Below are 24803 nucleotides of genomic sequence, written 5' to 3'. Positions count from 1 at the left end.
GAATCCACGCCAACCACTTGCGGTTGCAGCGATAATCATGCGAAATCAACCACAGCGAAAAATGATCGCGGCCTCGGCCCTTGTGATCATGGGAGTGGATGCAGTGTTCCGACGCCTGCCAGCCGCAATGATGCGGGCAATCCTTGTTGTGATGCTTGTCGTCATGCCCTCGGCGCTGCTGATCGGCAGCGGCAATGACGCGACACAGGTCGTTGTGCTGGTGGCGATTTTCGCGGCGCTGTTCACCTTGGTCGAATATAGCGCCGCCAGCCCCAGCCTTGTGGAATTCCGCGATGCGCCGCCGTTCAATCGCACCCGGTTTTCGGCTTTGTTCGCCACGGTGCTTTGCCTGTCGATGATCTTTCGCGGCTATGACAACCCGTCTCCCTTGACCGCCATGTTCGAGACCACCGGCGCCGCCATCGGTCAGGCCATTGATTTTCCTTATTCTCCGGTCCGGCTGATGGTGTTGATGATGCCTGCGGACAGCGATCCCGCGCTTTTAGACCGGCTGCGCGATGCGGCGGGCCTGAGCTATCTGATCGGGTTGTTTTCCATCGTGTGGTTCATCGTGCTGTTGCGGCTGCAGCGCTGGCCACGGCGGGGCGGGGCGTTCAATGTCTGGGTCAACCTGCCGACCTTTGATCCGACCGCGGGCGGCGATGTGGTGCTGCGGCTGCAACGGGATGGGCGCATTAACATCATATTAGGGTTTCTGCTGCCATTCTTGGCGCCTGTGGTGGTCAAGCTGGCGGCGCTCTTTGCGGCGCCGATCAATTTGGACAACCCGCATAGTTTGATCTGGACGGTGGCGGCATGGGCGTTTCTGCCTGCAAGTATCGTGATGCGGGGTGTCGCGCTGACACGGGTCGCGGACATGATCCAGATGCAGCGCGACAAGGTGCGCCACCGCGCCGCCGTTTCGGCGCTTTCTGGCTACTGATCCTCGCGCTTTGGCCATTTGCCGCGGCGGCCGATGCTTTGCGGATCGCAACCTATGCCGCGCCGCTGAACCGGACGGGGCCGGGATTGCTGCTGCGCGATATCCTGCGCGGCGATGATCCCCAGATCGCGGCCAATGTCGCCATCATCGCGCAGGCTGCCCCCGATCTGCTGGTGCTGACGGATTTCGATTATGACCTCGATTCCATCGCGCTGCGGGCCTTTGCGGCGCTGTTCGATCCGCCTTATCCCTATCTTTTCGCCGCGCGGCCCAATACCGGCATGCCGACCGGGCAGGATATCGACCGCAATGGCCGGCGTGCAGAACCGCGTGATGCCCAAGGCTACGGTCTGTTCAATGGCCATGGTGGCATGGCGATCCTGTCGCGCCTGCCGATTGATGCAGGCGGGGTCACCGATCTGTCCGGGCTGTTATGGCGCGACCTGGCCGGGGCGGATCTGCCGATGCTGGATGGCGCGCCTTTCTTTGCCCCTGCCGTGCTGGATGTGCAGCGGCTGTCCACCACCGGCCATTGGATCGTGCCGGTCCTGCCGCCCGGCGGACAGCCTTTCGCGGTCATGGCATATGCGGCCAGCCCGCCCGCCTTTGACGGGCCGGAACGGCGCAATATCCGGCGCAACCGGGATGAATTGCGGCTATGGGAACAGGTGCTGGCGGGCGATTTTGGACCCATGCCGGAGGATTTTGTCATCACCGGCAATGCCAATCTTGATCCGCAAGCAGGCGATGGCGACAGGGCGGCGATGGCGGGCTTTCTGGCACATCCGCTGTTGCAGGATCCTTTGCCCGGACAGCCCACCGCCGATTGGCGCGATATCGGGCTGGGCAAATTGCGCGTCAGCTATGTGCTGCCGTCGCGGGGTTGGCGGGTCATGGATGCGGGTGTCCTGTGGCCTGCGGCTGATGGGCCGGCTGTGGCGGGGGCGCATCATCTTGTCTGGGTCGATATCGCCCGCTAGGCCCGGCTGCCGCGCAGTGGTGTCTTGAACCTTTTCGCGGCGCGCGTTACGCCAAGGCAACATTATTTTGCAAGGAAATACCCCATGGCCAACCCTTCCCTTCTGATCCTCGCCGGTGACGGCATCGGCCCCGAGGTCATGGACGAGGTCAAGCGCATCATCGGCTGGTTCGGTGCGAAACGCGATCTGGCATTCGACGTGTCCGAGGATCTGGTCGGCGGTGCCGCCTATGACAAACACGGTGTGCCGCTGCATGATGACACGATGGCGCGCGCCCAAGAGGTGGACGCCGTACTGCTGGGGGCCGTGGGTGGCCCGGCCTATGACAACCTTGATTTCAGCGTCAAACCCGAACGCGGTCTGCTGCGCCTGCGCAAGGAAATGGACCTGTTCGCCAATCTGCGCCCGGCGCAATGTTTCGACGCGCTGGCCGATTTCTCGTCTTTGAAAAAAGATATCGTCGCGGGCCTTGATATCATGATCGTGCGCGAATTGACCTCTGGCGTCTATTTCGGCGAACCGCGCGGCATCCATATGGAAGACAATATGCGCGTGGGCATCAACACCCAGCGCTATACCGAGGCCGAGATTGAACGCGGCGCGCGCGCAGCGTTTGAACTGGCGATGAAGCGCAACAAAAAGCTGTGTTCCATGGAAAAGGCCAATGTCATGGAAAGCGGCATCCTGTGGCGCGATGTCGTGACCGAGGTGCACCGTGATTATCCTCAGGTCGCGCTGTCGCATATGTATGCCGATAATGGCGCGATGCAGCTGGTACGCGCGCCAAAACAGTTCGACGTGATCTATACCGACAACCTGTTCGGCGACATCCTGTCCGATTGCGCGGCGATGCTGACCGGCAGTCTGGGCATGTTGCCGTCCGCCTCGCTGGGTCTGCCGATGGCCAACGGGCGGCCCAAGGCGATGTATGAACCGGTGCATGGCTCTGCCCCCGATATCGCGGGTCAGGGCAAGGCGAACCCGATCGCCTGTATCCTGTCCTTTGCCATGGCGCTGCGCTATTCCTTTGACCAAGGCGCCGAGGCTGACCGGCTGGAAGCCGCCATTGAAAAGGTGCTGGCCGATGGCGCGCGCACCGCTGATCTGATGGGCCCCGAAGGCGGGGTGCCCTTGTCCACCACGCAAATGGGCGACGCGATCCTCAGCGCGCTTGACGCAAGCCTGTGATGACGCCGAACGCCAAGGGCGCGCTGATTGCGCTGGCCGCCTTTGGCGTTTTTGCCACGCATGACGTGGTGGTAAAGATCCTTGGCGGGATTTATTCGCCGGTCCAGATCGTGTTCTTTTCGGTGCTGCTCAGCTTTCCGCTGGCGACATTCACATTGATGCGCGACAGCAAGCCGGGCACGCTGGTCCCGGCGCATCCTTGGTGGATGCTGACGCGCGCGGTGGCGACGGTGATCACCGGTTTCACGGCCTTTTATGCCTTTTCGGTGCTGCCCTTGGCGCAGGTCTATACGATCCTGTTCGCCTCGCCCTTGTTGATCACGGTGCTGGCGATCCCCGTGCTGGGTGAAACTGTGCGTATCCGGCGCTGGGCAGCGGTGATCGTGGGGCTGATCGGCGTGCTGGTCGTGCTGCGGCCGGGGTCAACGGAATTGTCGCTGGGGCATCTGGCGGCCTTGCTGGCGGCGGTTGGCGGGTCTGTCGCCTCGATCATCGTGCGCAAGATCGGGTCCGAGGAACGGCCCGTGGTCATGCTGCTTTACCCGATGGTGTTGAACTTTGTGGTGATGGCGGCGGCGCTGCCTTTCGTTTATGAACCCATGCCGATTGAACATCTGGGGCTATTGGGCATCATCGCGGTCTTTGCATGGATCGCAAGCCGCATGATCATCTCGGCCTATCAGGCGGGCGAGGCTGCGATCATCGCGCCCATGCAATATAGCCAGATCATCTGGGCCAGCATCTTTGGCTTTTTGTTCTTTGACGAATTGATCGACCTGAACACCGCGATTGGCGCCAGTATCATCATCGCCAGCGGCCTTTATATCGTCCTGCGCGAAAGCCGCAGTGGCGCCTCTGAAAACATGCCGGTGCTGCGCACGCGGTCGCGGTCCGAAACCGGGATCATCCCGCGGATCAGCATGTTGATGCGGATTTCGGGCAAGACCCTGCCGGGGCAGCAAAAGGCCCCCGATTAGCGGTCAGAAATTCGCCTTGACGCCCGGCAGGTCCAGCGCCTTGATCAGGTCGCGCAATTCCTGCCGTGCCGCGACATTCGAGATGTTCATGCTTTTCACCCCGGTGTCACGCAGGTCCAGCAGGGTCAGCCCGCGTGGGAATAACTCGCGGAAAATCACCCGTTCGTTGAAACCGGGGGCGGTGCGAAACCCGATCCGTTTTGCCAGCTTTTCGATGACGCGCTGCATCTTTTCCTTGTTGACCATGGCCTGCGCCCCCATGCGGTTGCGCACAACGATCCAATCGATGGGTTTCAGCCCGGCTTGGGCGCGCAATTGCCGGGCGCTCCAGACCATTTCGGAATAGATCGAGGGGCCGGTGATGTCCTCGCCATCGCTGTCAACATGGGCCAGCAGGTCGAAATCGACGAAACTGTCGTTCAGCGGCGTGATCAGCGTATCGGCCAGGCTATGCGCCACCTGGCTCAGCCTTGTATGCGATCCGGGGCAGTCGATCAGGATGAAATCGCAATCCTGTTCCAGCCGGGCCACCGCCATCGACAGACGATGATCGAAAGCGTTTTCGCCGGGCTTCAACCCGGTCTCGTCGATCTCTGGCAGATCGTGATAGACCGGCGTGGCCAGATCAAGGCCGGATTTGGCCACGAATTCTGTGCGGTTGCTCAGATACCGGGCCAAGGTGCGCTGCCGCAGGTCAAGATCCAGAACGCCGACCTTATGGCCCTGCCGTGCAAGCGCTGTCGCAACATGCATGGAGACCGTGGACTTGCCTGCGCCGCCTTTTTCGTTGCCGATAACGATAATATGCGCCACGCGGGACTCCTTGTTCTGGTCACTGTCGCGTGACTATATGATGTGGCAGCGGCAAGGAAAAGCGCAGCATCGCGTATTTGCATGGTTTTTGCATCGCCGGGGCCCGCGCGCGGGGCGGCGGCGTCTGACGTGCCGCTTGACAACAGGCGCGCAACCGATCATGTGCGGGCTAACCGATGCAAGCTGCCGCGTGAGCAGAGCGGGATCACATCCGCAAGGCATCCGTTGAATTTCAGGTTCCCAGATCACGCAGGGGTCCCGCGCCAGATCGGCGCCCGGACAATGCGGTTCAGGCAGTCAGCATATGGCGCAACGTCTGCTTTGGCCTTTGGGGTTCGCCCATGGGTCACACCCATATGCGCGGGCCGTTGGTCCGCTGAAAACACAGGATATCCACGATGGATTTTGACATGCTGGGCCTTGCGCCCCGATTGATTGCCGTTCTCAAGGAACAGGGCATCACCGACCCAACCCCGATCCAGACGCAGGCGATCCCGCATGCGATGAACGGCCGCGACGTGATGGGGCTGGCCCAGACCGGCACCGGCAAAACCGCGGCCTTTGGCCTGCCGATGATCCATGCGCTGATGAAGGCGGGTGTAAAACCCAACCCCAAAGCCGTGCGCGGCCTGGTGCTGGCCCCAACGCGCGAGCTGGCCAAACAGATCGCCGACAACCTGACCGCCTATACCAAGGGCAGCCATCTGAAGGTTGCTTTGGTCGTCGGCGGGGCGGGTATCGTGGCGCAGACCAAACGTCTGGCAGGTGGCGTTGACCTGCTGGTCGCCACGCCTGGGCGGTTGATCGACCTGCTTGACCGCCGCGCGGTGCGGCTGGACGAAACAATCTATCTGGTGCTGGACGAGGCAGATCAGATGCTGGACATGGGCTTCATCCATGCGCTGCGCCGGATCGCCCCGCTCTTGGCCAAGGACCGTCAGACGATGATGTTCTCGGCGACCATGCCAAAACTGATGTCGGAACTGGCGGATGCGTTTTTGACCGATGCGGTGCGCGTGCAGGTCAACCCCCCCGGCCAGGCCGTCAAGAAAATCGCCCAATCGGTGCATTTCGTGGCACAGGCGGCGAAAACCGACCTGCTGGTGGAATTGCTGGACAAGCATCGCGACGAATTGGCGCTGGTCTTTGGGCGCACCAAACATGGCTGCGAGAAGCTTTACAAAACGCTGGAAGCCAAGGGTTTCGCGGCGGCCTCTATCCACGGCAATAAATCCCAAGGCCAGCGCGAACGCGCGATCGAGGCCTTCAAGGCCGGCAAGGTTCGCGTGCTGGTGGCAACCGATGTCGCCGCCCGCGGCATCGATATTCCGGGCGTGCGGCATGTCTATAATTATGACCTGCCCAATGTGGCGGAAAACTATGTCCACCGCATTGGCCGCACGGCGCGCGCGGGTGCCGAAGGCTCGGCCATCGCTTTGGTCGCCCCCGATGAGATGATCGAATTGCAAGATATCGAAAAAGCGATGAAAGAAGCGATCCCCGTCGCATCGGGCCGTCCATGGGAAATCATGCCCGGCCAGAAAAAGCGCCCCAATGGTGGCGGTGGTGGCGGCCGTCGCGGTGGCGGCGGCGGTGGTGGCGGTGGCGGCGGCGGTAATCGCTCTGCCGCACCGCGGGCGGGTGGCAAGCCTGGTGGTTTTTCTGGCAAGCCCCAAGGCGGTCGCAGGCAAGGTGCCGGCGGTGGCGCTGGCCGGTCGCGCGGCAAATCCGCAGCCTAAATAAGACAAAAGCCCCGGCGCAAAGGCCGGGGCTTTTTCAAGTCTGGCAGGGGCCGATGATCCGTGATGGGCGCGCTTGGCCCCGTGCTGCGGTCATCCTCAAGGCGTAACCGCGCCGCTTGCAATCTGGGCCTTGTGCCGTCAGCGACCCGCCACATGACAAAATGCTGCGCGCCCGGCACTGCGAACCACGCGTGGCAGCGGTCGTAGAAGTGTTTGTGCATGGTGCCAAAGGCAAATCTTTCCACGCTTTCGACCTCTTGCCAGAGTTTCAGCTTGGCGCGAAATTGCGGATCACCATGGGTTTTCGCCGCAAGATTGCGCCAGCGGTCAACGGGCCCAGATACGCAGCACTGCCAGAAAAGGGCGGCGCGTAGGGTGGATCATGATCCACCTTACGGGATAACGAACCCCAGACCCGCGCATTGCGACAGGCGGCCCCGCCTGATCATCGACGGGCAGAGCGCGATGATACCGGGTTTGCGCGTCTCAAAGCCCCGACCCCGGCATGTTGGGGGGGCGGAAGGCCCGCGATGGGTGGCGCGCATCCCATGCCATGGACCCAAAGGCCTGTCATGCTGCGCGCTCTGTTCTGCTGGCTGGCTGCGGTGTGTGGAACTGGCGCAAGGTTGCCGCAAGGCGCTGCGCCTCGTCGCTGAGCGTGCTACTGGCGGCATTCGCTTCTTCGCCCAGGGCCGCGTTTTCCTGGGTCATGTGATCCAGCTGCTGGACACCAACGCTGACTTCGGTTTGACCAAGCGCCTGATCCTTGACCGATGCGGCAATCGCCTGGATCGTCACGCCCATCTGTTCGACCTGCGCCAGCACCTGGCTAAGGGACGTTCCGGTGTTCTGGACCAGCACCGTGCCTTCGCTGATCTTGGTCCGGCTTGCGGTGATCAGCGTCCGGATTTCGCGGGCCGATTGCGTGGCGCGCATCGACAAGGCCCGCACCTCCGAGGCCACGACGGCAAAGCCCTTGCCTGCATCCCCTGCGCGCGCAGCCTCGACCCCGGCGTTCAGGGCCAGCAGATTCGTCTGAAAGGCGATGTCTTCGATCACGGAAATGATCTGGTTGATCTGGCCGGATGATTCCTCGATCTCTTGGATGGCCCGTGTCGCTTCGTCCAGGACCTGGCGGCTTTGGTTGGACAGGCTCAGGCTGCGCTGCGCCATTTCATCCGCTTCGGCAGCTTTGGCCGCGATGGCCTTTCCGCTCTCGCTGAGATTTTGCAACGTCGCCGAGGATTCCGCCAGCGTCGCCGCCTGGGTTTCGACCCGGCGCGCCAGCGAATCCGACATCGAGGCGATCCCTGTGCTGGCGGTCGTCACTTCCTGGGCGATCCCGGTCATGTCCGATACCCGTGTCGCCAGGTTCGTGACCACGGCGTTGAAATCCTCGCGCAGCGCCTCATAGGCGGGCGGAAAAGGGTCAGCGCTGGACGAGATGATCTGATGTGTCAGATCCAGCCGGGCAAGATTGGCCAGACCCGTGCGTAGCAGGCCCATAACCTTTGTCTGTTCTTCATGGGCTTGCCGGCTTGCGGCTTCCAGCTGGTGGTTGCGTTGCAGGCCCGCCTTGAAATCGGTCACGCGGCGGGCGATTTCGCCAACTTCATCCCGCATCGCGGCATGGGGGACAATCGTGTTCAGATCGCCGCCCGCGATATCGGCGATGGCATTCGAAATCTGGGTGATCGGGCGCGTCAGCCGCATCGCCATCATCACGACCATCGCCAAACCAAGCAAGATCACGACCGCCGATGCCGTCAGCATCGTCACCAGCCTATCCGCGATCGCGGCATCGATATCCGTCCGTTCAACCCCGACATAAAGGATCCCGATGATATCATCGCCGACCCCATAAACCGGCAGATAGACCGTCAGATAGGGCTTGCCCAGAATGATCGCCTCGCCCCGATATGTCTGGCCCTGCAGGACGGCGGCATAGACCTGGTTATTGCGCCCCAGATAGGTGCCGACCGCGCGTTCGCCGTCCGGTTTGATGATATTGGTGGTCATGCGTCGAAAGTCGCTTTCCACCGGGTCCCAAAGAAAGAATGTCGCGGTTTCGCCCGAAACACGGCCGACCTGGTCAATCAGGTCATGCGTGTCAAAGCTGGGAATGTCGGTCCAGCTGGCACGGCTGATCTGCCCATCGGGGCCATAGCTGACCGTCAACCCGTCAAAGGCCGATTGAAAGACCGAGGCGATGATCCGCAATGACAGGTCCTGCCGGTTCTGGACATCCGTCAGCATGGCATTCTGCGTCTGGCGCGCCGAGATTGACACCAGCACGGCGCAGACCACCAGCATGATCAGCGTCATCATGATGGCAAGGCGTAGTTTGAGCGAAAGATTAACGGAATATTTCATCGCACCCCCCGGATAAAAAGACCTCTGACGTCTACATCCGAATCGCCAACAAAGGCTTAAGCGTCGCCATGAAATGACAAAGGGCCATATGCGCTTGCATATGGCCCTTGAAACAATCGCGCGGGAAAGTGGCTTAGAAGCCCAGACCGGCGTATTTGTTCTTGAACTTGGACACGCGGCCGCCGGCATCCATCAGGCGGGTGCCGCCACCGGTCCATGCGGGATGCACGGAAGGGTCGATTTCCAGCGACATCTGGTCACCTTCCTTGCCCCAGGTGGATTTCATCTGCACGACGGTGCCATCGGTGAATTTCACGTCGATGACGTGGTAATCGGGGTGAATGTCTTTTTTCATGGGACCCGTCCTTATGCCTGAGCGCCGGTAGGCGCCTTGTAGTTGGTGACTTCGGCGATGCGTGCGGATTTCCCGCGACGTGCGCGCAGGTAATACAGCTTGGCGCGACGGACCTTGCCGCGACGGACAACTTCGATGCTGTCGATATTGGTCGAATGCAGCGGGAATACGCGTTCCACGCCTTCGCCAAAGGAAATCTTGCGCACGGTGAAGGAACCGGCGATGCCCGATCCGTTCTTGCGGGCGATGCAGACGCCTTCGTAGGCCTGCACACGGGTGCGTGTGCCTTCGGTCACTTTGTAACCGACGCGGATGGTGTCACCCGCTTTGAAATCGGGGATGGTTTTCCCCAGCGCAGCGATCTGCTCCGCTTCGATCTGTGCGATCAGGTTCATCTGAAACGCTCCTTATGATGCTTGCGGTGGTCCGCAATGTTGTTGCCATGACGAAGAGCTCTGATCGTTATCGGGTCCGGCGCACCGCCCGTCAGAGATTGCGTCATCGTCTTTATTGCATCCGTCCGTCCAATCGGCAGGATCTGCCCCAACGCAAGGGCCGCCCGTGATCCGATGATCCATAAACAAATGGCCCGGAATCGGAACCGACCCAAGCTCGCGTCGTATAGGCCCAAGGGGCGCTGCGATCAAGTGTCGTCTTTGGCCTTATAGGCCGCCCAAAGATCGGGCCGGCGCTGTTCGGTGATCTGTTCGGACATGGCCCGCCGCCAAGCCGCGATTTTTGCGTGATTGCCCGACATCAGCACCTCGGGGATGGCGCGGCCCTGCCATGCGGCGGGTTTGGTATATTGCGGATGTTCCAGCAGGCCCTGGGAATGGCTTTCCTCGACAGCACTATCGGCATTGCCCAACACCCCGGGCAACAGCCGCACGGTGGCGTCGATCATCGCCTGCGCCGCGATCTCACCGCCGGTCAGGACGAAATCACCAAGCGACACCTCGGTGATGCCGAAATGGTCGATCACGCGTTCATCGACGCCTTCGAAGCGACCGCAAAGCAGGGTCACCCCATCCATCCGCGCCCAGTTGCGCGCCATGGTCTGATCGAACCGGCGCCCGCGCGGCGACAGATAGACCAGCGGCATGATGCCCTTGGCCGCGCTGCGGGCCTCATGGATCGCGGATTCCAGCACATCGGGGCGTAGCACCATCCCCGCACCGCCGCCGGCGGGCGTGTCATCGACATTGCGATGCTTGCCGATGCCATGCGCGCGCAGATCATAGGTCTGCAATTGCCACAGCCCGTCTTGCAGCGCGCGCCCCGTCAGGCTTTCGCCCAGCACGCCGGGAAAGGCCTGCGGGAACAAAGTGATGATCTGCGCCGTCCATGCGCCCGCCAGCAGCGGCGTATCGGTCATCAATTCGCGCGGTTTCAATGTCGCGCTGATGGATTTGCGCCCGATCGCGCGGGAGGGTCTGTCACTCATCGGTCGCAAAGAGCCCGGCAGGCGGGTCCGCGATGATCCGTCCGGCGGCCAGATCGACCGTTGGCACGGCCGCGCGGGTGAAAGGAAGCAGCACCGTGTCGGACTGGCCGGGCACATGCAGTTCCAGCAGCGCGCCCGCGCCGTGATCGACGACGGATTTGATCTTGCCCAAGGCGGCACCGCCGGTGTCGAGCACGGCAAGCCCGATCAGATCGGCATAATAATATTCGTCATCCGGCAGCGAGGGCATCGCCGCGCGGTCAGCATAAAGAGCGACGTTGCGCAGCGCATCGGCATCTTCTTTGGTCACAACACCCGACAGCCGCGCGGTGAACCCGCCCTTGAGCTGGCCCGTCAGCACCACCTGCGCGATGCTGTCGCCGTTTTCGGTATAAAGCGGGGTGTAATCGGCGATGGCGGCGGGATCGGCGCAGAAGGATTTCAGCCGCAGCTCGCCCTTGACCCCGAAAGAGCCGCCGATCATGCCTACGATAACGCGGTCAGTCATTGATCATCTCCGCAGCTAGACAGATATTGGACACCCATAAGCCGCCACCGTTTTCGCAGATCTCTTGCTGGCCTTGCCGTTCATATATCATGCCCGCCAGGAAGGCGACCAGCACAAGGATGACGAGGCGGAGCAAGCGAAACATCTGCGTGTTTGGGCGTAGCCCGGGTCTTGACCCGGGCCACGGTCCGCTTATTCGGCGGCAGCGTCTTCGGCAGGCGCGCTGGCGGGTGTCTCAGCTGCGGCGGCCTTGGCGGCTTTTTCTTCGGCGCGCTTCTGGGCGGCCTTGCCGGGGGTGCCTTTTTTCAGGTTGGCACGGTCTTTTTTCGGCATCACGCCAGCGGCTTCGAGCATACGGGCCACGCGGTCGGTGGGCTGGGCGCCTTGACCCAGCCAATGCTGGACGCGGTCCATGTCCATCTTGACGCGGTCTTCGCTGTCTTTGGGCAGCATCGGCGCATAGGTGCCCAGTTTCTCGATGAAACGGCCATCGCGCGGCATGCGGCTGTCGGCTGCGACGATTGCGTAATGTGGGCGCTTCTTGGAACCGCCACGGGCGAGCCGGATTTTCATAGACATTGTGTTTCTCCTTTAAGATGTCTTTGGGGGTGGCGGGGTGAACCCCGCCTTACGATTGGTGTTGTTTGTGATGCTGGATCACTTCCTGAATGATGAAGTTCAGGAATTTCTTGGCGAATTCAGGGTCGAGATCGGCCTGTTCCGCAAGCTGGGTCAGCCGTGCGATCTGGGCAGCTTCGCGCGCCGGATCGGACGGGGGCAGGGCGTGTTCGGCTTTCAGCCGCCCCACGGCCTGTGTGTGTTTGAAACGCTCGCCCAAAGTATAGACAAGGATCGCATCCAACCGGTCGATGCTGGCGCGATGCTCTTTGAGGATCTGTGCGGCGCGGGTGATGGCGTCAGACATGGGCCTGTCCTTTCGGATTTGGATGGCGGTAGACCAGCGTGTCGGGCTTTGGCCCGCGCGCCGCGGCGTCGCGTGTCGCGCCAAGCTTTTCGGCCAGCCGGATCGAGCGGGCATTATCCGGCGCGATATAGCTGACGGCACTGTCCCAGCCGAGGCTGTCATAGGCATGCGCGATTGCGGCGCGCGCTGCCTCGGTCGCGATGCCGGTGCCTTGGGCCTTGTCGGACAGGATCATCCAGCCGATCTCGGTTTCGGGCCAATCAGGGGGTGTCCATGGCCCGATGAGGCCAAGGGCGGTGTCGTCGTCATGACGGGTGACCGCCCACATGCCATAGCCGAAAATCTCCCAATGGCCGAGTTCGGCGGCGAAGCTGCGCCAGGCCTTGCCCAGATCCTGATGCCCGTCAAAAGCGGTCGCGCGGTCCGACATCATGAAGCCATGAAATGCGGGCCAGTCATCCGCCCCGGGGCGGCGCAGGGTCAAGCGGTCGGTTTTCAGGTTTTGGCAAACCTGAAGCCTCCGGCGGGGATATTTCGGCTCGGAAGATGTCATTTCTTTTTGCCAAAACCCGACAGGCCAGAGGGCAATTGCATGCCGCCGCCCAAGCCGGGCAGGCCGCCGCGCCCTTGCAGCGCCTTGGCAGCCTCGGCCATGGCCTTGGGGTCGTTCATGTCGGGCATATCGGGGGTGCCGCCTTTGCCGAACATGCCTTTCATGGCCTGTTTCAGCATGCCGCCCTTGCCCATCTTTTTCATCATATCGGCCATCTGCCGGTGCTGTTTGATCAGCTTGTTCAGCTCGGAGACTTCCAGCCCGGCACCAGCTGCGATCCGTTTCTTGCGGCTGGCGGCCAGCAGATCGGGGTTGGCGCGTTCTTTCTTGGTCATCGAATTGATCAGCGCGATCTGGCGTTTCAGGATACCGTCATCCATGCCTGCCGCGGCCATCTGTTTGCCCATTTTGGCGGCACCCGGCATCATCCCCATCATGCCTTCCATGCCGCCCATCTTGAGCATCTGTTCCAGCTGCATCTTGAGGTCGTTCATGTTGAACCGGCCCTGCTGGAACCGTTTCATCATGCGCGCGGCCTGTTCGGCCTCTATTGTTTCCTGCGCCTTTTCGACAAGGGCCACGATATCGCCCATGCCCAGGATACGGCCTGCGATGCGCTGTGGCTCGAAGGTTTCGATGGCGTCCATCTTTTCGCCAAGGCCGACAAAGCGAATGGGTTTGCCGGTGATCGCGCGCATCGACAGCGCCGCACCGCCGCGCCCATCGCCATCCATCCGCGTCAGCACCACGCCGGTCACGCCGATCTTGTCGTCGAATTCCTGCGCGACGTTCACCGCGTCCTGCCCGGTCAGGCCATCGACGACCAGCAGCGTTTCGCGCGGATTGGCGACATCGCGCACGGCGGCCGCCTGTGCGATCAGTTCGGCGTCGATATGCAGCCGGCCTGCCGTGTCGAGCATATAGACATCATAGCCCCCCAAAGACGCCTGCACCTTGGCGCGTTTGGCGATCTGGACGGGGGTTTCGCCCGCGACGATGGGCAGCGTATCGACGCCGATCTGCATCCCCAGAATGGCCAGCTGTTCCATCGCGGCCGGCCGGTTGGTATCCAGCGAGGCCATCAGCACCTTCTTGCCGTCGCGTTCTTTCAAACGCTTGGCAAGCTTGGCTGTCGTGGTGGTTTTGCCCGACCCTTGCAGACCGACCATCAGAATGGGCGCAGGCGGGTTGTCGATTTTCAGCGCGCCAGGGTCTTCGTCGCCCGTCAGAACGCGCTGCAATTCATCATGCACGATCTTGACGACCTGCTGGCCCGGCGTGATCGACTTGGTGACGGCCTGACCGGTCGCCTTGGCCTGCACCGTCGCCACAAAATCGCGTGCCACGGGCAGCGAGACATCAGCCTCGAGCAGGGCGATGCGGACTTCGCGCAGGGCGGTTTTGACATCATCTTCGGACAGCGCACCTTGCTTGGTCAGCTTGTCGAAAACACCTGACAGGCGTTCGGAAAGATTTTCAAACATAGGCCAGGGCCCTTTTGTCGTTTCGGTTGCGGCCTGTCCTTTACCAGACAGACCAAAGCAGGAATGCCCCCGTGGGCGCAACGCGCTGACGGAGGGCGATCCCCTGAATGCGGGGACCGGACAGCTGAGGCAATCCGGAATAAGGGCCGTTTATGCCGCGCAAGGCCCCGAGTCAACTGCCCCGCAGCTGCGTGACCCTGTCCAGCGTTTCTGCGCGATAGGCATAGGCCACGCTGGCGGTGCCCGCCATCAGCGCCAGCATATGCAGATAGGGTGGTCCGACCCAGATCAGCAGGGCCGACAGCCCGGTGATCATCGTGGCCAGCAGCAGCAGCCCCGCGATGCCTTCCCAGCCGCGCCACCATAGCAGGGCCGCGCCCAGCACCTCGACCGAGCCGGTGACATAACGTGGAAACTGGCCAAAGCCGATCGCCTCATAGATGGCGATATCGGCGCTATGGCCGGTCAACTTGCGCAGGCCAAAGTAAAGAAAGGCAAGGGTCAGGGCGGCGCGCAGGGCGGCCAAAAGGGCGGGCTGTGTCATGATCCATCAATTAGGCCGCGCCCGAGAATATCAAGCCTGCGTGTTTACTCTTGCGCGGACGAACGATTTGCGTGATTTTCAGGGTGAACTGTTTATCAGCGCACGGAACCAAGATGGATAACTGGGACGAAATCCGCACCGCCTTTCAGGTCGCGCGCAAAGGCACGGTCAGCGGTGCGGCCGAGGAATTGGGCGTCCATCATGCGACTGTCATCCGCCATATCGACGCGCTGGAACAGCGGCTGGGGGTGAAATTGTTCCAGCGCCATGCGCGCGGCTATACCGCGACCGAGGCCGGGCAGGACCTGTTGCAGGTGGCGCAGGCGACGGATGACCAATTCACCCAGCTGGCCGGACGGATCAAGGGGCAGGGCGAAGGTGTGTCGGGCGATCTGGTGATCACCTCGCTGGACATGCTGTCGCACCGGCTGACCCCGGTGATGGTGGCCTTTCAGGCGCAATATCCCGAATTGCGCATCCGCTACCGGACAGGCGACCGGGTGTTCCGGCTTGAATATGGCGAGGCGCATGTCGCGATCCGCGCCGGCACGATGCCCGAAGAGCCCGACAATGTGGTGCAGCCCTTTATCGCGCAGCGCGTGTCGTTGGTGGCCTCGGCGGCCTATATCGACCGCTACGGCCTGCCGGATGGCGAGGCGGACCTGCCGCGCCACCGCTTTGTGATCAGTGATGATGAAAAATCCCGCGCCCCGTTTGAACGTTGGCTGCGCCACCGGGTGCCTGACAGCGCATTGATGTATCGCGCCTCGGACCCGCGCAACATGCTGGATGCGATCCTTGCAGGGGCGGGGATCGGCTTTGTCATGCAACAAGAATGCGCGGCGCGTGGCTTGACCGAGGTGATCCCCAGCCTTGACGAATGGGCAGCGCCCCTGTGGCTGGTCACCCATGTCGATCTGCACCGCACCACCAAGGTGCAGGCCTTTCTGCGGTTTCTCAAGGACCATATGAAGACGCTGGCATGACACCGGCGCAGGCCGGGCATCTGGCGATGCTGTGCTTTGCCACGCTGGTGGCGGGGTCTTTCGCCCTGGGGTCGCTGGCGGCCAATGACATCGCCCCCATCGCGCTTAACGCGGTGCGGTTCTGGATCGCGGCGCTGATCCTGGGGGTGGCTTTGCTGGCCACCGGTGCTGTGACGCGCGGGGCGATGGCGGCGCTTTGGCGCTATCCGCTGCTGGCGGCCTTCCTGACCAGCTATTTCGTCGCGATGTTCGAAGGGTTGAAAACCGCAGCCCCGGTCAGTGCGGCGGCGGTCTTTACCCTGACGCCGCTGATGGCGGGGCTGTTCGGCTGGCTTTTGCTGGGCCAGCGGTTCACGCCGCGCATCCTGCTGGCATTGCTGATCGGGGGGAGCGGCGCGCTTTGGGTGATCTTCCGGGCCGATCTCTCTGCGTTGTTGCGTTTCGAGATCGGACGCGGAGAGGTGATCTATCTGGGGGGCTGCCTGGCCCATGCGGTCTATACGCCGCTGGTGCGACGGCTGAACCGGGGGGAACCTGCGCTGGTCTTCAGCTTCGGGGTGCTGCTGGCGGGGGCGCTGCTGTTGACCGCCTTTGGCTGGAGCGATCTGCGCGCAACCGATTGGACAGCCTTGCCCGGCATGGTCTGGATCACGATCCTTTACACAGCCATCTTTGCCAGCGCGGCCACCTTCACGCTGCTGCAATTCGCCACGATGCGTCTGCCCAGCAGCAAGGTCATGGCCTATACCTATCTGGTGCCCAGCTGGGTGATCATCTGGGGGGTCGCCTTGGGGGCGATGATGCCGCCCGGCATCGTGATGGCAGGGCTCGGGATCACGATTGTGGCGCTGGTTCTGCTTCTGCGGGAAGACTAGCCAATTCGCGGTCCAGAAACGCCTCGAACGCATCCAGATCGACGGGTTCCATCTGTCCGAACCCCGCCATCCAGACCGAGGCCGCGCGCAAAGCATCGGGTTCCAGCTTGCACCATTTCACGCGGCCACGCTTTTCCTGGCTGATCAGGCCCGCGGCGGTCAGCACGCCCAGATGTTTCGAAATCGCGGCCAGCGACATGGCAAATGGCTCGGCCACATCGGTGACGGCCATGTCATCTTCCAGCAGCATCGACAGGATCGCGCGGCGCGTCGGATCCGCAAGGGCGGCAAAGGTGATGTCCAATAAGGCGCTCATGCCTGCGCTTACGCGATCAGCCCATGAAACGTCAACCATCCGGTTGAATATCGATCTGGAGCGAAACGGCGGCACCGGACCCTTCTTGCAGCTTCTTTTTTCCAAAAATACTCAATCAAAACAGATGGTTGATGCGGTGTTGTCGCGGCTTGACTCTCTGCGTGCCGCGCCCTAAACCCTGCGCAACCTTCCAAAGGGGCCAATGTGATGACGGAACCGCAGGACGCAGATCGCCTGAAGGCGCTCGAAGCGAAGATTGCGGCGCTCAAGACACCGGCCAAGGTCAAGGACCATGCGGAAGAACATTATTCGCAAGCGCAGCTTGCCTGGCGGATGGTGGTGGAATTGGTGGCCGGTCTGGGGATCGGCTTTGGTATCGGATACGGCCTGGATACCCTGTTTGGGACCATGCCGGTGTTTCTGGTGCTGTTCATATTTTTAGGCCTCGCCGCAGGTGTGCAGACAATGATGCGCTCGGCGGCAGAGGTTCAGTTGAAGCAGCAACGCGCTGCACAGGAAAAGGGTGACGCAAGTGGCGACTGAACCAGAAACCCAAGGTGGTCTTGTCTTCCATCCGCTGGACCAGTTCATCGTCAAACCCGCTTTCGGGGATGGCGTGGTCAATTGGTATACGGTGACCAATGTCACTGTCTGGATGGGGATCACGCTGCTGGCGATCTTCGCGCTCTTCGTGCTGGGCAGCCGGGGGCGGGCGATCATCCCGTCGCGTGTCCAGTCGATCGGCGAATTGATGTATGGGTTCATCTACAAGATGATCGAGGACATCACCGGCAAGGACGGGGTCAAGTATTTCCCCTATATCATGACCTTGTTCGTGTTCATCCTGTTTGCCAATTACCTGGCGCTGATCCCGATGTCCTATAGCCCGACCTCGATGATCGCGGTCACCGCGACGCTGGGTTTCGGGGCTTTCGTCGCGATCACCATTCTGGGCTTCGTCAAACATGGCGCCTCTTTCCTGAAATTGTTCTGGATGTCCGATGCGCCCTTGTTCCTGCGCCCGATCATCGCGGTGATCGAGGTGATTTCCTACCTCGTGCGCCCGGTCAGCCTGTCCATTCGTCTGGGCGGCAATATCGCGGCAGGCCATGTCGTGCTGAAGGTCTTTGCCGGTTTCGCGGCTTTGGCCGTGGCCAGCCCGGCTGCGATCATCGGCATCATCGCTATCTATGGGCTTGAAGTGCTGGTCGCCGGCATCCAGGCCTATGTTTTCACGATCCTGATCTGTGTCTATCTCAAGGACGCACTTCACCCGCATCACTAACACCGGATGGGTGACATCACCCATCCTACGTCTCAACTTCCAATCGTAAGGAGAATTCACATGGAAGGCGAACTCGCACATATCGGCGCTGGTCTGGCTGCAATCGGGTCCGGCTTTGCCGCGATCGGTGTTGGCAATGTTGCCGGCAACTACCTGGCAGGCGCACTGCGCAACCCATCTGCCGCTGCTGGCCAGACAGCCACGCTGTTCATCGGTCTGGCATTCGCCGAAGCGCTGGGGATCTTCGCATTCCTCGTGTCGCTTCTGCTGATGTTCGCCGTCTAAAAGGCAACCCATATCCTTACGGCTGACCGGCGCGTCTGATACGCGTCGGTCGGTAAACCTGCAAGGTATTCGGGGACCATCATGGCCACACAGACAAACACTATCGCAGGGGCTTGCGTCGATGCCGGGGGTTATGCCCTGGGGATGCCGCAGCTTTGCGCCGAATGGATGCCGAACCAGATTTTCTGGCTGGTCGTCACATTGATCGCGATTTTCTTCGTGCTGTCGCGTATCGCGCTGCCACGGATCGGTGCGGTTCTGGCCGAACGGTCGGGCACGATCACCAATGACATCGCCGCTGCCGAAGATCTCAAGAACAAGGCAGCCGAAGCCGAAACCGCCTATGAACAGGCCCTGACCGATGCACGCGCCAAAGCGCAAGAGATCATCGCCAAGGCCAAGGCTGAAATTCAGGCCGAGGTTGACGTCGAATTGCAAAAGGTCGATGCCGCCATCGCCGCCAAGGCCGCAGAAAGCGAAGCAGCCATCGGCGCGATCCGCGACAGCGCCATCAAGAATATCACCGAGGTTGCCACCGAGACCGCCAAGGAATTGGTGCTGGCGCTGGGTGGTACTGCCGACGCCAAGACAATCACCGCCGCGGTCAACGCGCGGATGAAAGGATAAGTCATGCGTTTTCTGGTCACTGCCCTTTTGGCTGCCACGGCATCGCCTGCGCTGGCGGCGGATTATCCGTTCGTCTCGCTGCGCAACACCGATTTCGTGGTCCTGATCGCCTTTGTGATCTTCATCGGCATCTTGCTGTATTACAAAGTGCCTGCGCTGGTCGCGGGGATGCTGGACAAGCGCGCGGCCAATATCAGCGCCGAACTCGACGAAGCCAAGGCTTTGCGCGAAGAAGCAATGGCGCTGCTGGCCTCTTACGAGCGCAAGCAAAAGGACGTCCAGCTCCAGGCGGACCGGATCGTCGCCGCTGCCAAGCAAGAAGCGACCGATGCGGCCAGTGCCGCCAAGGATGAGATCGCCAAATCCATCAGCCGCCGCATGTTGGCTGCCGAGGAATTGATTGCATCCGCGCAGGCCGCCGCGATCAAGGATGTCCGCGATCAGGCCGTGGTCGTTGCCGTGGCGGTGGCAAAGGATGTGCTGGCCGGGCAGATGAACGCCAAATCCGCAGGCGCGCTGATTGATGATGCGATTGCCACTGTCGGTGACAAGCTGCATTAAGCCCAGTTTTCAGGTGACACGCAAAAGCCCGGATGCAGCGATGCATCCGGGCTTTTGCATTTGGGGGCAGGCTTGCGCGCCAAGACCCGCCGCGCGCCCCGGTCAGCGCCGCAATTCGTGCTGGAACCGTTTGAGCGCGAAAGCTTCGTTGCGGTCCGCCTTTTGCTGGTTCGACAGGGATTGCTCGACATAATCAAGATGCGCCTCGACCGCCGCACGGGCCGCACCGGGATCGCGCGCCTGCAATCCGATATTGATCTGGCGGTGCTGGTCCAGCAAAGCATCGCGCGTTGTGCGCTGCTTGAACATGACGCTGCGATTGTAAAACACGCCTTCGCGCAGCAGGTCATACATCGACCGCATCATATGCAGCATGATGATGTTATGGCTGGCCTCGATGATCGCCAGATGAAAGCCGGCGTCAAGATGCGCCTCTTCTTCGGGGTTGCGTTTCTGATGGGCGGTTTCCATCTTTTGAAAGATGGCATCGATCACCTTCAGATCGGTATCGGTGCCCAGATGGGCGGCGCGGCTGGCGGCCAGCCCCTCCATGTCGCGGCGAAAACTGATGTAATCGAATACGGCCTCGTCATGCGAGGCAAAGAGCGTGACCAGCGCGGGCGCAAAGGCCGAGCCGAGCACATCGGCCACGAACACACCCGCCCCCGCGCGTGAGATCAGCAGGCCACGGTTTTGCAGATCGGCCAAAGCCTCGCGCAGCGAGGGGCGCGACACATTCATCGTCTCGCTCAGCTCGCGTTCGGATGGCAGCCGCTCTCCGGGGCGCAGGATGCCGCGCAGGATCAGACCTTCGATCTGGTGGACGACGCCTTGGGATAGTTTTGCCTGAAGAACCGGCTCGAACGGCATGATATGTCTTTCACGTTTCTATCCGATCATTTGATCACACTCTGCGTGATGTGTTCAAATAAAAAGGGGCCGCAGATTGCAGCCCCTTTTCAGATCAAGGATCGCAGGCTTAATTCGGCGTGATGATGATTTCCACGCGGCGGTTCAGCTGGCGGCCTTCGGCTGTGGCATTGGATGCGATCGGCTGGTTCAGCCCCGCCCCGATTGACCGGATCCGCGCCGAAGATACCCCGCCACCGCGCAGGACGCTGGCCACCGATTGCGCGCGGCGTTCCGACAGGTCCTGGTTAAAGGCGGCAGAGCCGACATTATCGGTATGGCCGATCACATTGACCGTTGAATCGGGGTAATTGTTCAGGGACCGCGCCACGATCATCAGATCATTTTGCGATTGCGCCGAGACCTGGGTGCTATTGGTGGCGAACAGCAGATCCTGCGACAGCACGACCACAAGGTTATTGCCGTTATTGGACACGCCCACATCGCTGCGCAGGGCGCGGCGCAATTCTTCGGCCTGCCGGTCAAGGTTGTTGCCGATCCCGGCACCGACCCCGGCCCCCAAGGCAGCGCCCACCAATGCAGCGCGGTTGCGGTCGCGCACGGTGCCATCATTGCCGATCAAGGCACCAGCCGCAGCACCGCCCAGCGCGCCGATCACGGCACCCTGCCGCGTGTTCTGGCTTTGGTTCGGGGCACCGGGATCACAGGCGGCAACCAGCAGCATGGACGACGCGGCAATTGCCAGCGGGAATTTGGATAGGATCATGACAAGGTTTCCACTACTTTAGCATGCGCAAATCGCGCGGTTTACTCTTTGCCTTATGACGGCAAATACATTGCTATCCAATAACGGTTTCACAGTGCTTTTGGTTCCAGTGTTTTTCCGCCCATCGGTGCGCCTGCGTCAAGACGCGCGGCTTCCCATGCCAGCATGGCCCGTTTGACCGGCAGACCCCAGTGATAGCCGCCCAATGCCCCCGATTTGCGCAAGGCGCGGTGACAGGGGATCAACCAGCTGACCGGATTGCGCCCCACCGCCGTGCCGACCGCGCGCACAGCCTTGGGGTTGCCGATGGCGCAGGCGATCTGGGAATAGGTCGTGACATGGCCCGAGGGAATGGTCAGCAGAGCCTCCCAGACCTTAAGCTGGAAAGGCGCGCCGATGATATGCAGCCGGGCCGCGCCGGTCATCCCAAGTGCTGCCTCGGCCCAGTCGCGCAAGGCGGCGGGGTTTTCGACAAATGCGGCGTCCGGCCAGCGGCTACACAGATCCACCATCGCGGCCTCGGCCCCGGTTTCGGCGGCAAAGGCCAGACCGCAGATCCCGCGATCGGTGCCCATCACCAGCGCCGGACCAAAGGCGCTGTCGAACCAGCCCCAGAAAACCGTCAGCCCCGCACCATTGCGGGCGTAATCGCCGGGGCTCATCGCTTCCCAGCGCAGGAACAGATCATGCAACCGGCCCGACCCCGACAGCCCGGTGGCATGGGCCGTGTCCAGCGTGGTGAACCGGTCACGCAACAGGGTCTTGGCATGCGTCAGGGTCAGATATTGCTGATAGCGTTTCGGCGACACGCCGACCCATGCCGAAAACAGGCGCTGGAAATGCGCGGGGCTCATTTGCAGCCTGGCCGCAAGATCGGCAAGCGACAGGGGCGCATCATCGGCGTCATCAATCAAGGCGATGGCGCGGCGCATCAGTTGGTAATGATATGTGTCGCTCTGATCCATGGCCCTGATCCTAGTGCTTTCACCTGCGCCCCGCGACCCGATTATTGCGCATACCGCGCTTGCCCAGCCGCAATGGGCGTTGCATACCGGCACAATGGCAAAGCAGCTTGATTATCATTCCATCCGCGCGATCTTTGCGCGCTTTCAGGCCGCCGAGCCGGAACCCAAAGGCGAGCTTGACCATGTGAACGCCTATACGCTGGTCGTGGCGGTGGCCCTGTCGGCCCAAGCGACCGACAAAGGCGTGAACAAGGCCACGCGCGGCCTGTTCGCCGTGGCCGATACGCCGCAAAAGATGCTGGATCTCGGGCTGGACGGCGTGACCGAGCATATCAAGACCATCGGGCTTTATCGCCAGAAAGCCAAGAATGTGATCAAGATGAGCCAGATCCTTGTCGATGATTTCGGCGGCGAGGTCCCCAATTCCCGCGCCGCCCTGCAATCTTTGCCCGGCGTGGGGCGCAAGACCGCCAATGTCGTGCTGAACATGTGGTGGGGCCAGCCCGCGCAGGCGGTGGATACGCATATCTTTCGCTTTGGCAATCGCAGCGGTGTCGCGCCGGGGCGCGATGTCGATGCGGTCGAACGCGCCATCGAAGATCACATCCCCGCGGATTTCCAGCTGCATGCGCATCATTGGATGATCCTGCACGGGCGCTATATCTGTGTCGCACGCAACCCCAAATGCGGTGTCTGTCTGATCCGCGATCTCTGTCTGTATGAGGAAAAGACCCTATGAAAAAGTATCAGGTGATCGGCATCGGCAATGCCATGGTGGATGTTCTGGCGCGGGCCGATGACGGCTTTCTGGATCAGGCCGGGGTGCAAAAGGGCATCATGCAGCTGATCGACATGGACCGCGCGGTGGATCTTTACGACCGGATCGGGCCTGCCAAGGAAATCAGCGGCGGATCGGCCGCCAATACCATCGCGGGGATCGCGCATCTGGGCGGGCGGACCGCCTATGTCGGCAAGGTCAAGGATGACCAGCTGGGCGCGATCTTTGCCCATGACCTGCGCGCGCAGGGGGCCGATTACACCACCCGCATGGCACCAAAGACCGAAGTGGCCGAAACCGGGCGCTGCATCGTCATCGTCACACCCGATGGCGAGCGGTCGATGAACACCTATCTGGGCGTCACAGAGTTTTTGTCCCCCGACGATATCGACGAGGCCCAGATGGCCGAGGCCGGTTGGATCTATCTGGAAGGTTACCGTTTCGACGGGCCTGACAGCCATGCCGCCTTTGCCAAGGCCATCGCGGCCTGCAAGGGTGCGGGCGGGCGCGTGTCGATCACCCTGTCCGACCCGTTCTGTATCGCCCGGCACCGCGATGCCTTTGCCGCGATGCTGCGCGACCATGTCGATCTGTTGTTCTGCAACCGCGCGGAAATGCTGTCGATGTATCAGACCAGTGATTTCGAGGTCGCCCTGGCCCAGGCTGCGGCGGATGTAGAAACGGTCGCCTGCACCGACAGCGGCAATGGCGTGCATATCCTGTCTGCTGGCGCGCGCTGGCATGTGCCCGCCGTGCCCACCGATATCGTCGATGCGACAGGGGCCGGTGATCTGTTCGCGGCAGGGTTTCTCTGGGGGTTGACCGAAGGGTTCGATCTGGAAAGCTGCGGCAAGATGGGCAATCTCGCCGCCTCCGAGGTGATCAGCCATATCGGCGCGCGGCCAGAGACGGATCTCAAGGACTTGTTTGCAAAACACCGGCTGCTTTAAGCCAGCGCCGGTCCAGCGCGTCGATTGCCAGGGGGTCGAAACGCGCCTCCTCTTTCCAATATTTGCCCGAAGGGACAAGATATCCCAGCCGCGCTTCTTCGGCCAGTGCGGCCGCAGCCTCGGCGTGGTCATAGGGTTGCGGGCGGGCAGTGGCGGCGGCAGAGGCGGTGCTGCGGGGAAAGACCAGCCGGCTTTCATCCTGCGACAGGTTGACGACAGCGCAGCCGCCTGCGGCGGCCATCAGCATGAACCGCGCCGATTTCGCCTCGAGCGAGCGTAGCGTGACATCGGCACGCAACGGATCGGCGGTACCGGTCCCATAGAAATGCGTCTGGCTTTGCGCGGGATAGACCATATCGCAGCCCATGACCGCGATGACGCGCGGCTGCAACGCGGCCAAAGCCCAATAGCCTGCGGTAAAGGCCATGGTGCCGCCGGCATAGACGAAACCGCCAAATCTATTCTGCAAAGGCACATAATCAGCGGCCCGGATGATCCGCTGCCCCGGCGCCAGGGCGCGCGGCATGCGCGCTGCCGGAAAATCATCAGGATGGATCAGATCATCCCAATCGGGACGCACCGCCCAGGCGTTGTTGATCGCCACGATGCGGTCGAATGGATCGCGCGGCCAGTCACGGGTTTCGACGACATTGGGGCCACTGCCCAGCACCAGAACAACCGTCATCATCATTTTCCCTGCAGCACCCGAC

31 protein-coding genes are annotated in these 24803 nt (G+C 61.7%); 14 read left to right on the top strand and 17 right to left on the bottom strand.

The window, feature by feature from the left end:
* Window positions 1–130 precede the first annotated feature (130 nt).
* The 4 genes from LOKVESSMR4R_RS13560 to LOKVESSMR4R_RS13545 all read left to right on the top strand — a co-directional run bounded on the left by LOKVESSMR4R_RS13560 (window position 131) and on the right by LOKVESSMR4R_RS13545 (window position 4088).
* A complete protein-coding gene (locus LOKVESSMR4R_RS13560) occupies window positions 131–943 on the top strand; it encodes a hypothetical protein (RefSeq protein WP_087213236.1) in 813 nt (270 codons plus the stop codon).
* Window positions 944–981: 38 nt separating this feature from the next.
* On the top strand, window positions 982–1923 hold the full coding sequence (locus LOKVESSMR4R_RS13555; protein ID WP_237331791.1) for an endonuclease/exonuclease/phosphatase family protein: 942 nt from the start codon (window positions 982–984) through the stop codon (window positions 1921–1923).
* An 84-nt stretch (window positions 1924–2007) separates the two neighbouring features.
* The gene (gene leuB, locus LOKVESSMR4R_RS13550; RefSeq protein WP_087209337.1) at window positions 2008–3111 is read left to right on the top strand and encodes a 3-isopropylmalate dehydrogenase; all 1104 of its coding nucleotides are present in this window, start codon (window positions 2008–2010) and stop codon (window positions 3109–3111) included.
* Window positions 3111–4088: a DMT family transporter gene (locus LOKVESSMR4R_RS13545; RefSeq protein ID WP_087209332.1), complete on the top strand. Its 978-nt coding sequence runs from the start codon at window positions 3111–3113 to the stop codon at window positions 4086–4088. The genes leuB and LOKVESSMR4R_RS13545 overlap by 1 nt, the downstream gene beginning before the upstream one ends.
* A gap of 3 nt (window positions 4089–4091) precedes the next feature.
* Here the strand turns inward: LOKVESSMR4R_RS13545 and LOKVESSMR4R_RS13540 are convergent, their stop codons facing one another.
* Window positions 4092–4901 carry a division plane positioning ATPase MipZ gene (locus tag LOKVESSMR4R_RS13540; RefSeq protein WP_087209328.1) on the bottom strand — a complete coding sequence of 270 codons (810 nt, stop codon included), beginning with the start codon at window positions 4899–4901 and terminating at the stop codon, window positions 4092–4094.
* Window positions 4902–5299: 398 nt separating this feature from the next.
* Between LOKVESSMR4R_RS13540 and LOKVESSMR4R_RS13535 the strand changes: the two genes are divergently transcribed.
* Window positions 5300–6640 carry a DEAD/DEAH box helicase gene (locus tag LOKVESSMR4R_RS13535; RefSeq protein ID WP_087209324.1) on the top strand — a complete coding sequence of 447 codons (1341 nt, stop codon included), beginning with the start codon at window positions 5300–5302 and terminating at the stop codon, window positions 6638–6640.
* Here LOKVESSMR4R_RS13535 and LOKVESSMR4R_RS20790 read toward each other — a convergent pair.
* The 11 genes from LOKVESSMR4R_RS20790 to LOKVESSMR4R_RS13480 form a co-directional block, all read right to left on the bottom strand.
* Window positions 6637–6915 (bottom strand): DUF3291 domain-containing protein, encoded by a 279-nt coding sequence (locus tag LOKVESSMR4R_RS20790; protein WP_087209320.1) that lies wholly within the window; start codon window positions 6913–6915, stop codon window positions 6637–6639. The genes LOKVESSMR4R_RS13535 and LOKVESSMR4R_RS20790 overlap by 4 nt on opposite strands.
* Before the next feature lie 298 nt (window positions 6916–7213).
* A complete protein-coding gene (locus LOKVESSMR4R_RS13525; protein ID WP_162290733.1) occupies window positions 7214–9016 on the bottom strand; it encodes a methyl-accepting chemotaxis protein in 1803 nt (600 codons plus the stop codon).
* A gap of 133 nt (window positions 9017–9149) precedes the next feature.
* Entirely contained in the window at window positions 9150–9371 is a 222-nt protein-coding gene (gene rpmE / locus LOKVESSMR4R_RS13520) for a 50S ribosomal protein L31 (RefSeq protein WP_087209310.1), read from the bottom strand.
* 11 nt (window positions 9372–9382) lie between these two features.
* Window positions 9383–9766, bottom strand: coding sequence for a 50S ribosomal protein L19 (gene rplS / locus LOKVESSMR4R_RS13515; RefSeq protein WP_019954536.1), 384 nt, complete (start codon window positions 9764–9766; stop codon window positions 9383–9385).
* A 248-nt stretch (window positions 9767–10014) separates the two neighbouring features.
* Window positions 10015–10815 (bottom strand): tRNA (guanosine(37)-N1)-methyltransferase TrmD, encoded by an 801-nt coding sequence (trmD, locus tag LOKVESSMR4R_RS13510; RefSeq protein WP_087209307.1) that lies wholly within the window; start codon window positions 10813–10815, stop codon window positions 10015–10017.
* Window positions 10808–11323, bottom strand: a complete 516-nt coding sequence (gene rimM / locus LOKVESSMR4R_RS13505; RefSeq protein WP_087209302.1) for a ribosome maturation factor RimM — start codon at window positions 11321–11323, stop codon at window positions 10808–10810. The genes trmD and rimM overlap by 8 nt, the downstream gene beginning before the upstream one ends.
* 192 nt (window positions 11324–11515) lie before the next feature.
* A complete protein-coding gene (gene rpsP / locus LOKVESSMR4R_RS13500) occupies window positions 11516–11902 on the bottom strand; it encodes a 30S ribosomal protein S16 (RefSeq protein ID WP_204248677.1) in 387 nt (128 codons plus the stop codon).
* A 49-nt stretch (window positions 11903–11951) separates the two neighbouring features.
* Window positions 11952–12248, bottom strand: coding sequence for a chorismate mutase (locus LOKVESSMR4R_RS13495; RefSeq protein ID WP_087209296.1), 297 nt, complete (start codon window positions 12246–12248; stop codon window positions 11952–11954).
* Entirely contained in the window at window positions 12241–12801 is a 561-nt protein-coding gene (locus LOKVESSMR4R_RS13490) for a GNAT family N-acetyltransferase (protein ID WP_087209293.1), read from the bottom strand. The genes LOKVESSMR4R_RS13495 and LOKVESSMR4R_RS13490 overlap by 8 nt, the downstream gene beginning before the upstream one ends.
* Window positions 12798–14285, bottom strand: a complete 1488-nt coding sequence (ffh, locus tag LOKVESSMR4R_RS13485; RefSeq protein ID WP_087209290.1) for a signal recognition particle protein — start codon at window positions 14283–14285, stop codon at window positions 12798–12800. The genes LOKVESSMR4R_RS13490 and ffh overlap by 4 nt, the downstream gene beginning before the upstream one ends.
* 172 nt (window positions 14286–14457) lie before the next feature.
* Entirely contained in the window at window positions 14458–14829 is a 372-nt protein-coding gene (locus LOKVESSMR4R_RS13480; RefSeq protein WP_087209287.1) for a hypothetical protein, read from the bottom strand.
* Between the two features lie 113 nt (window positions 14830–14942).
* On the opposite strand from LOKVESSMR4R_RS13480, the gene LOKVESSMR4R_RS13475 reads away from it, so the two are divergent.
* Both LOKVESSMR4R_RS13475 and LOKVESSMR4R_RS13470 read left to right on the top strand, forming a co-directional pair.
* Entirely contained in the window at window positions 14943–15815 is an 873-nt protein-coding gene (locus LOKVESSMR4R_RS13475; RefSeq protein WP_087209284.1) for a LysR family transcriptional regulator, read from the top strand.
* Window positions 15812–16690: a DMT family transporter gene (locus LOKVESSMR4R_RS13470; RefSeq protein ID WP_087209282.1), complete on the top strand. Its 879-nt coding sequence runs from the start codon at window positions 15812–15814 to the stop codon at window positions 16688–16690. Before LOKVESSMR4R_RS13475 ends, LOKVESSMR4R_RS13470 begins: the two co-directional genes overlap by 4 nt.
* Here LOKVESSMR4R_RS13470 and LOKVESSMR4R_RS13465 read toward each other — a convergent pair.
* Entirely contained in the window at window positions 16650–17006 is a 357-nt protein-coding gene (locus LOKVESSMR4R_RS13465) for an ArsR/SmtB family transcription factor (RefSeq protein WP_087209278.1), read from the bottom strand. The two genes, LOKVESSMR4R_RS13470 and LOKVESSMR4R_RS13465, sit on opposite strands and share 41 nt — an antisense overlap.
* 207 nt (window positions 17007–17213) lie before the next feature.
* Between LOKVESSMR4R_RS13465 and LOKVESSMR4R_RS13460 the strand changes: the two genes are divergently transcribed.
* From LOKVESSMR4R_RS13460 to LOKVESSMR4R_RS13440, 5 genes are all read left to right on the top strand, one after another.
* Window positions 17214–17549, top strand: coding sequence for an AtpZ/AtpI family protein (locus tag LOKVESSMR4R_RS13460; RefSeq protein ID WP_087209275.1), 336 nt, complete (start codon window positions 17214–17216; stop codon window positions 17547–17549).
* Window positions 17539–18291, top strand: coding sequence for a F0F1 ATP synthase subunit A (locus LOKVESSMR4R_RS13455; protein WP_087213232.1), 753 nt, complete (start codon window positions 17539–17541; stop codon window positions 18289–18291). Before LOKVESSMR4R_RS13460 ends, LOKVESSMR4R_RS13455 begins: the two co-directional genes overlap by 11 nt.
* 60 nt (window positions 18292–18351) lie before the next feature.
* Window positions 18352–18576 carry a F0F1 ATP synthase subunit C gene (locus tag LOKVESSMR4R_RS13450; RefSeq protein ID WP_007206947.1) on the top strand — a complete coding sequence of 75 codons (225 nt, stop codon included), beginning with the start codon at window positions 18352–18354 and terminating at the stop codon, window positions 18574–18576.
* An 81-nt stretch (window positions 18577–18657) separates the two neighbouring features.
* Window positions 18658–19203, top strand: coding sequence for a F0F1 ATP synthase subunit B' (locus LOKVESSMR4R_RS13445; RefSeq protein ID WP_087209272.1), 546 nt, complete (start codon window positions 18658–18660; stop codon window positions 19201–19203).
* A gap of 3 nt (window positions 19204–19206) precedes the next feature.
* Window positions 19207–19764, top strand: coding sequence for a F0F1 ATP synthase subunit B (locus LOKVESSMR4R_RS13440; protein ID WP_087209269.1), 558 nt, complete (start codon window positions 19207–19209; stop codon window positions 19762–19764).
* Between the two features lie 102 nt (window positions 19765–19866).
* On the opposite strand, the gene LOKVESSMR4R_RS13435 is transcribed toward LOKVESSMR4R_RS13440, so the two are convergent.
* From LOKVESSMR4R_RS13435 to LOKVESSMR4R_RS13425, 3 genes are all read right to left on the bottom strand, one after another.
* Window positions 19867–20634: a FadR/GntR family transcriptional regulator gene (locus LOKVESSMR4R_RS13435; RefSeq protein ID WP_087209266.1), complete on the bottom strand. Its 768-nt coding sequence runs from the start codon at window positions 20632–20634 to the stop codon at window positions 19867–19869.
* A 109-nt stretch (window positions 20635–20743) separates the two neighbouring features.
* Complete coding sequence (locus LOKVESSMR4R_RS13430; protein ID WP_087209263.1) at window positions 20744–21400, bottom strand: OmpA family protein; 657 nt, start codon at window positions 21398–21400, stop codon at window positions 20744–20746.
* Between the two features lie 89 nt (window positions 21401–21489).
* Complete coding sequence (locus LOKVESSMR4R_RS13425; protein ID WP_087209260.1) at window positions 21490–22365, bottom strand: methylated-DNA--[protein]-cysteine S-methyltransferase; 876 nt, start codon at window positions 22363–22365, stop codon at window positions 21490–21492.
* A 94-nt stretch (window positions 22366–22459) separates the two neighbouring features.
* Here LOKVESSMR4R_RS13425 and nth point away from each other — a divergent pair, with 94 nt between their 5' ends.
* Window positions 22460–23104 (top strand): endonuclease III, encoded by a 645-nt coding sequence (gene nth, locus LOKVESSMR4R_RS13420; protein ID WP_087213229.1) that lies wholly within the window; start codon window positions 22460–22462, stop codon window positions 23102–23104.
* Window positions 23101–24093: an adenosine kinase gene (locus tag LOKVESSMR4R_RS13415; protein ID WP_087209257.1), complete on the top strand. Its 993-nt coding sequence runs from the start codon at window positions 23101–23103 to the stop codon at window positions 24091–24093. Before nth ends, LOKVESSMR4R_RS13415 begins: the two co-directional genes overlap by 4 nt.
* Here the strand turns inward: LOKVESSMR4R_RS13415 and LOKVESSMR4R_RS13410 are convergent.
* A complete protein-coding gene (locus LOKVESSMR4R_RS13410) occupies window positions 24059–24784 on the bottom strand; it encodes a hypothetical protein (protein ID WP_087209253.1) in 726 nt (241 codons plus the stop codon). The two genes, LOKVESSMR4R_RS13415 and LOKVESSMR4R_RS13410, sit on opposite strands and share 35 nt — an antisense overlap.
* Window positions 24785–24803: the final 19 nt, after the last annotated feature.

Source organism: Yoonia vestfoldensis (assembly GCF_002158905.1).
GTDB classification, from domain to species: Bacteria; Pseudomonadota; Alphaproteobacteria; order Rhodobacterales; family Rhodobacteraceae; genus Yoonia; species Yoonia vestfoldensis_B.
The sequence above is the reverse complement of the archived record's forward strand: the minus strand, read 5'-3'. Positions and strand labels throughout refer to the sequence as shown.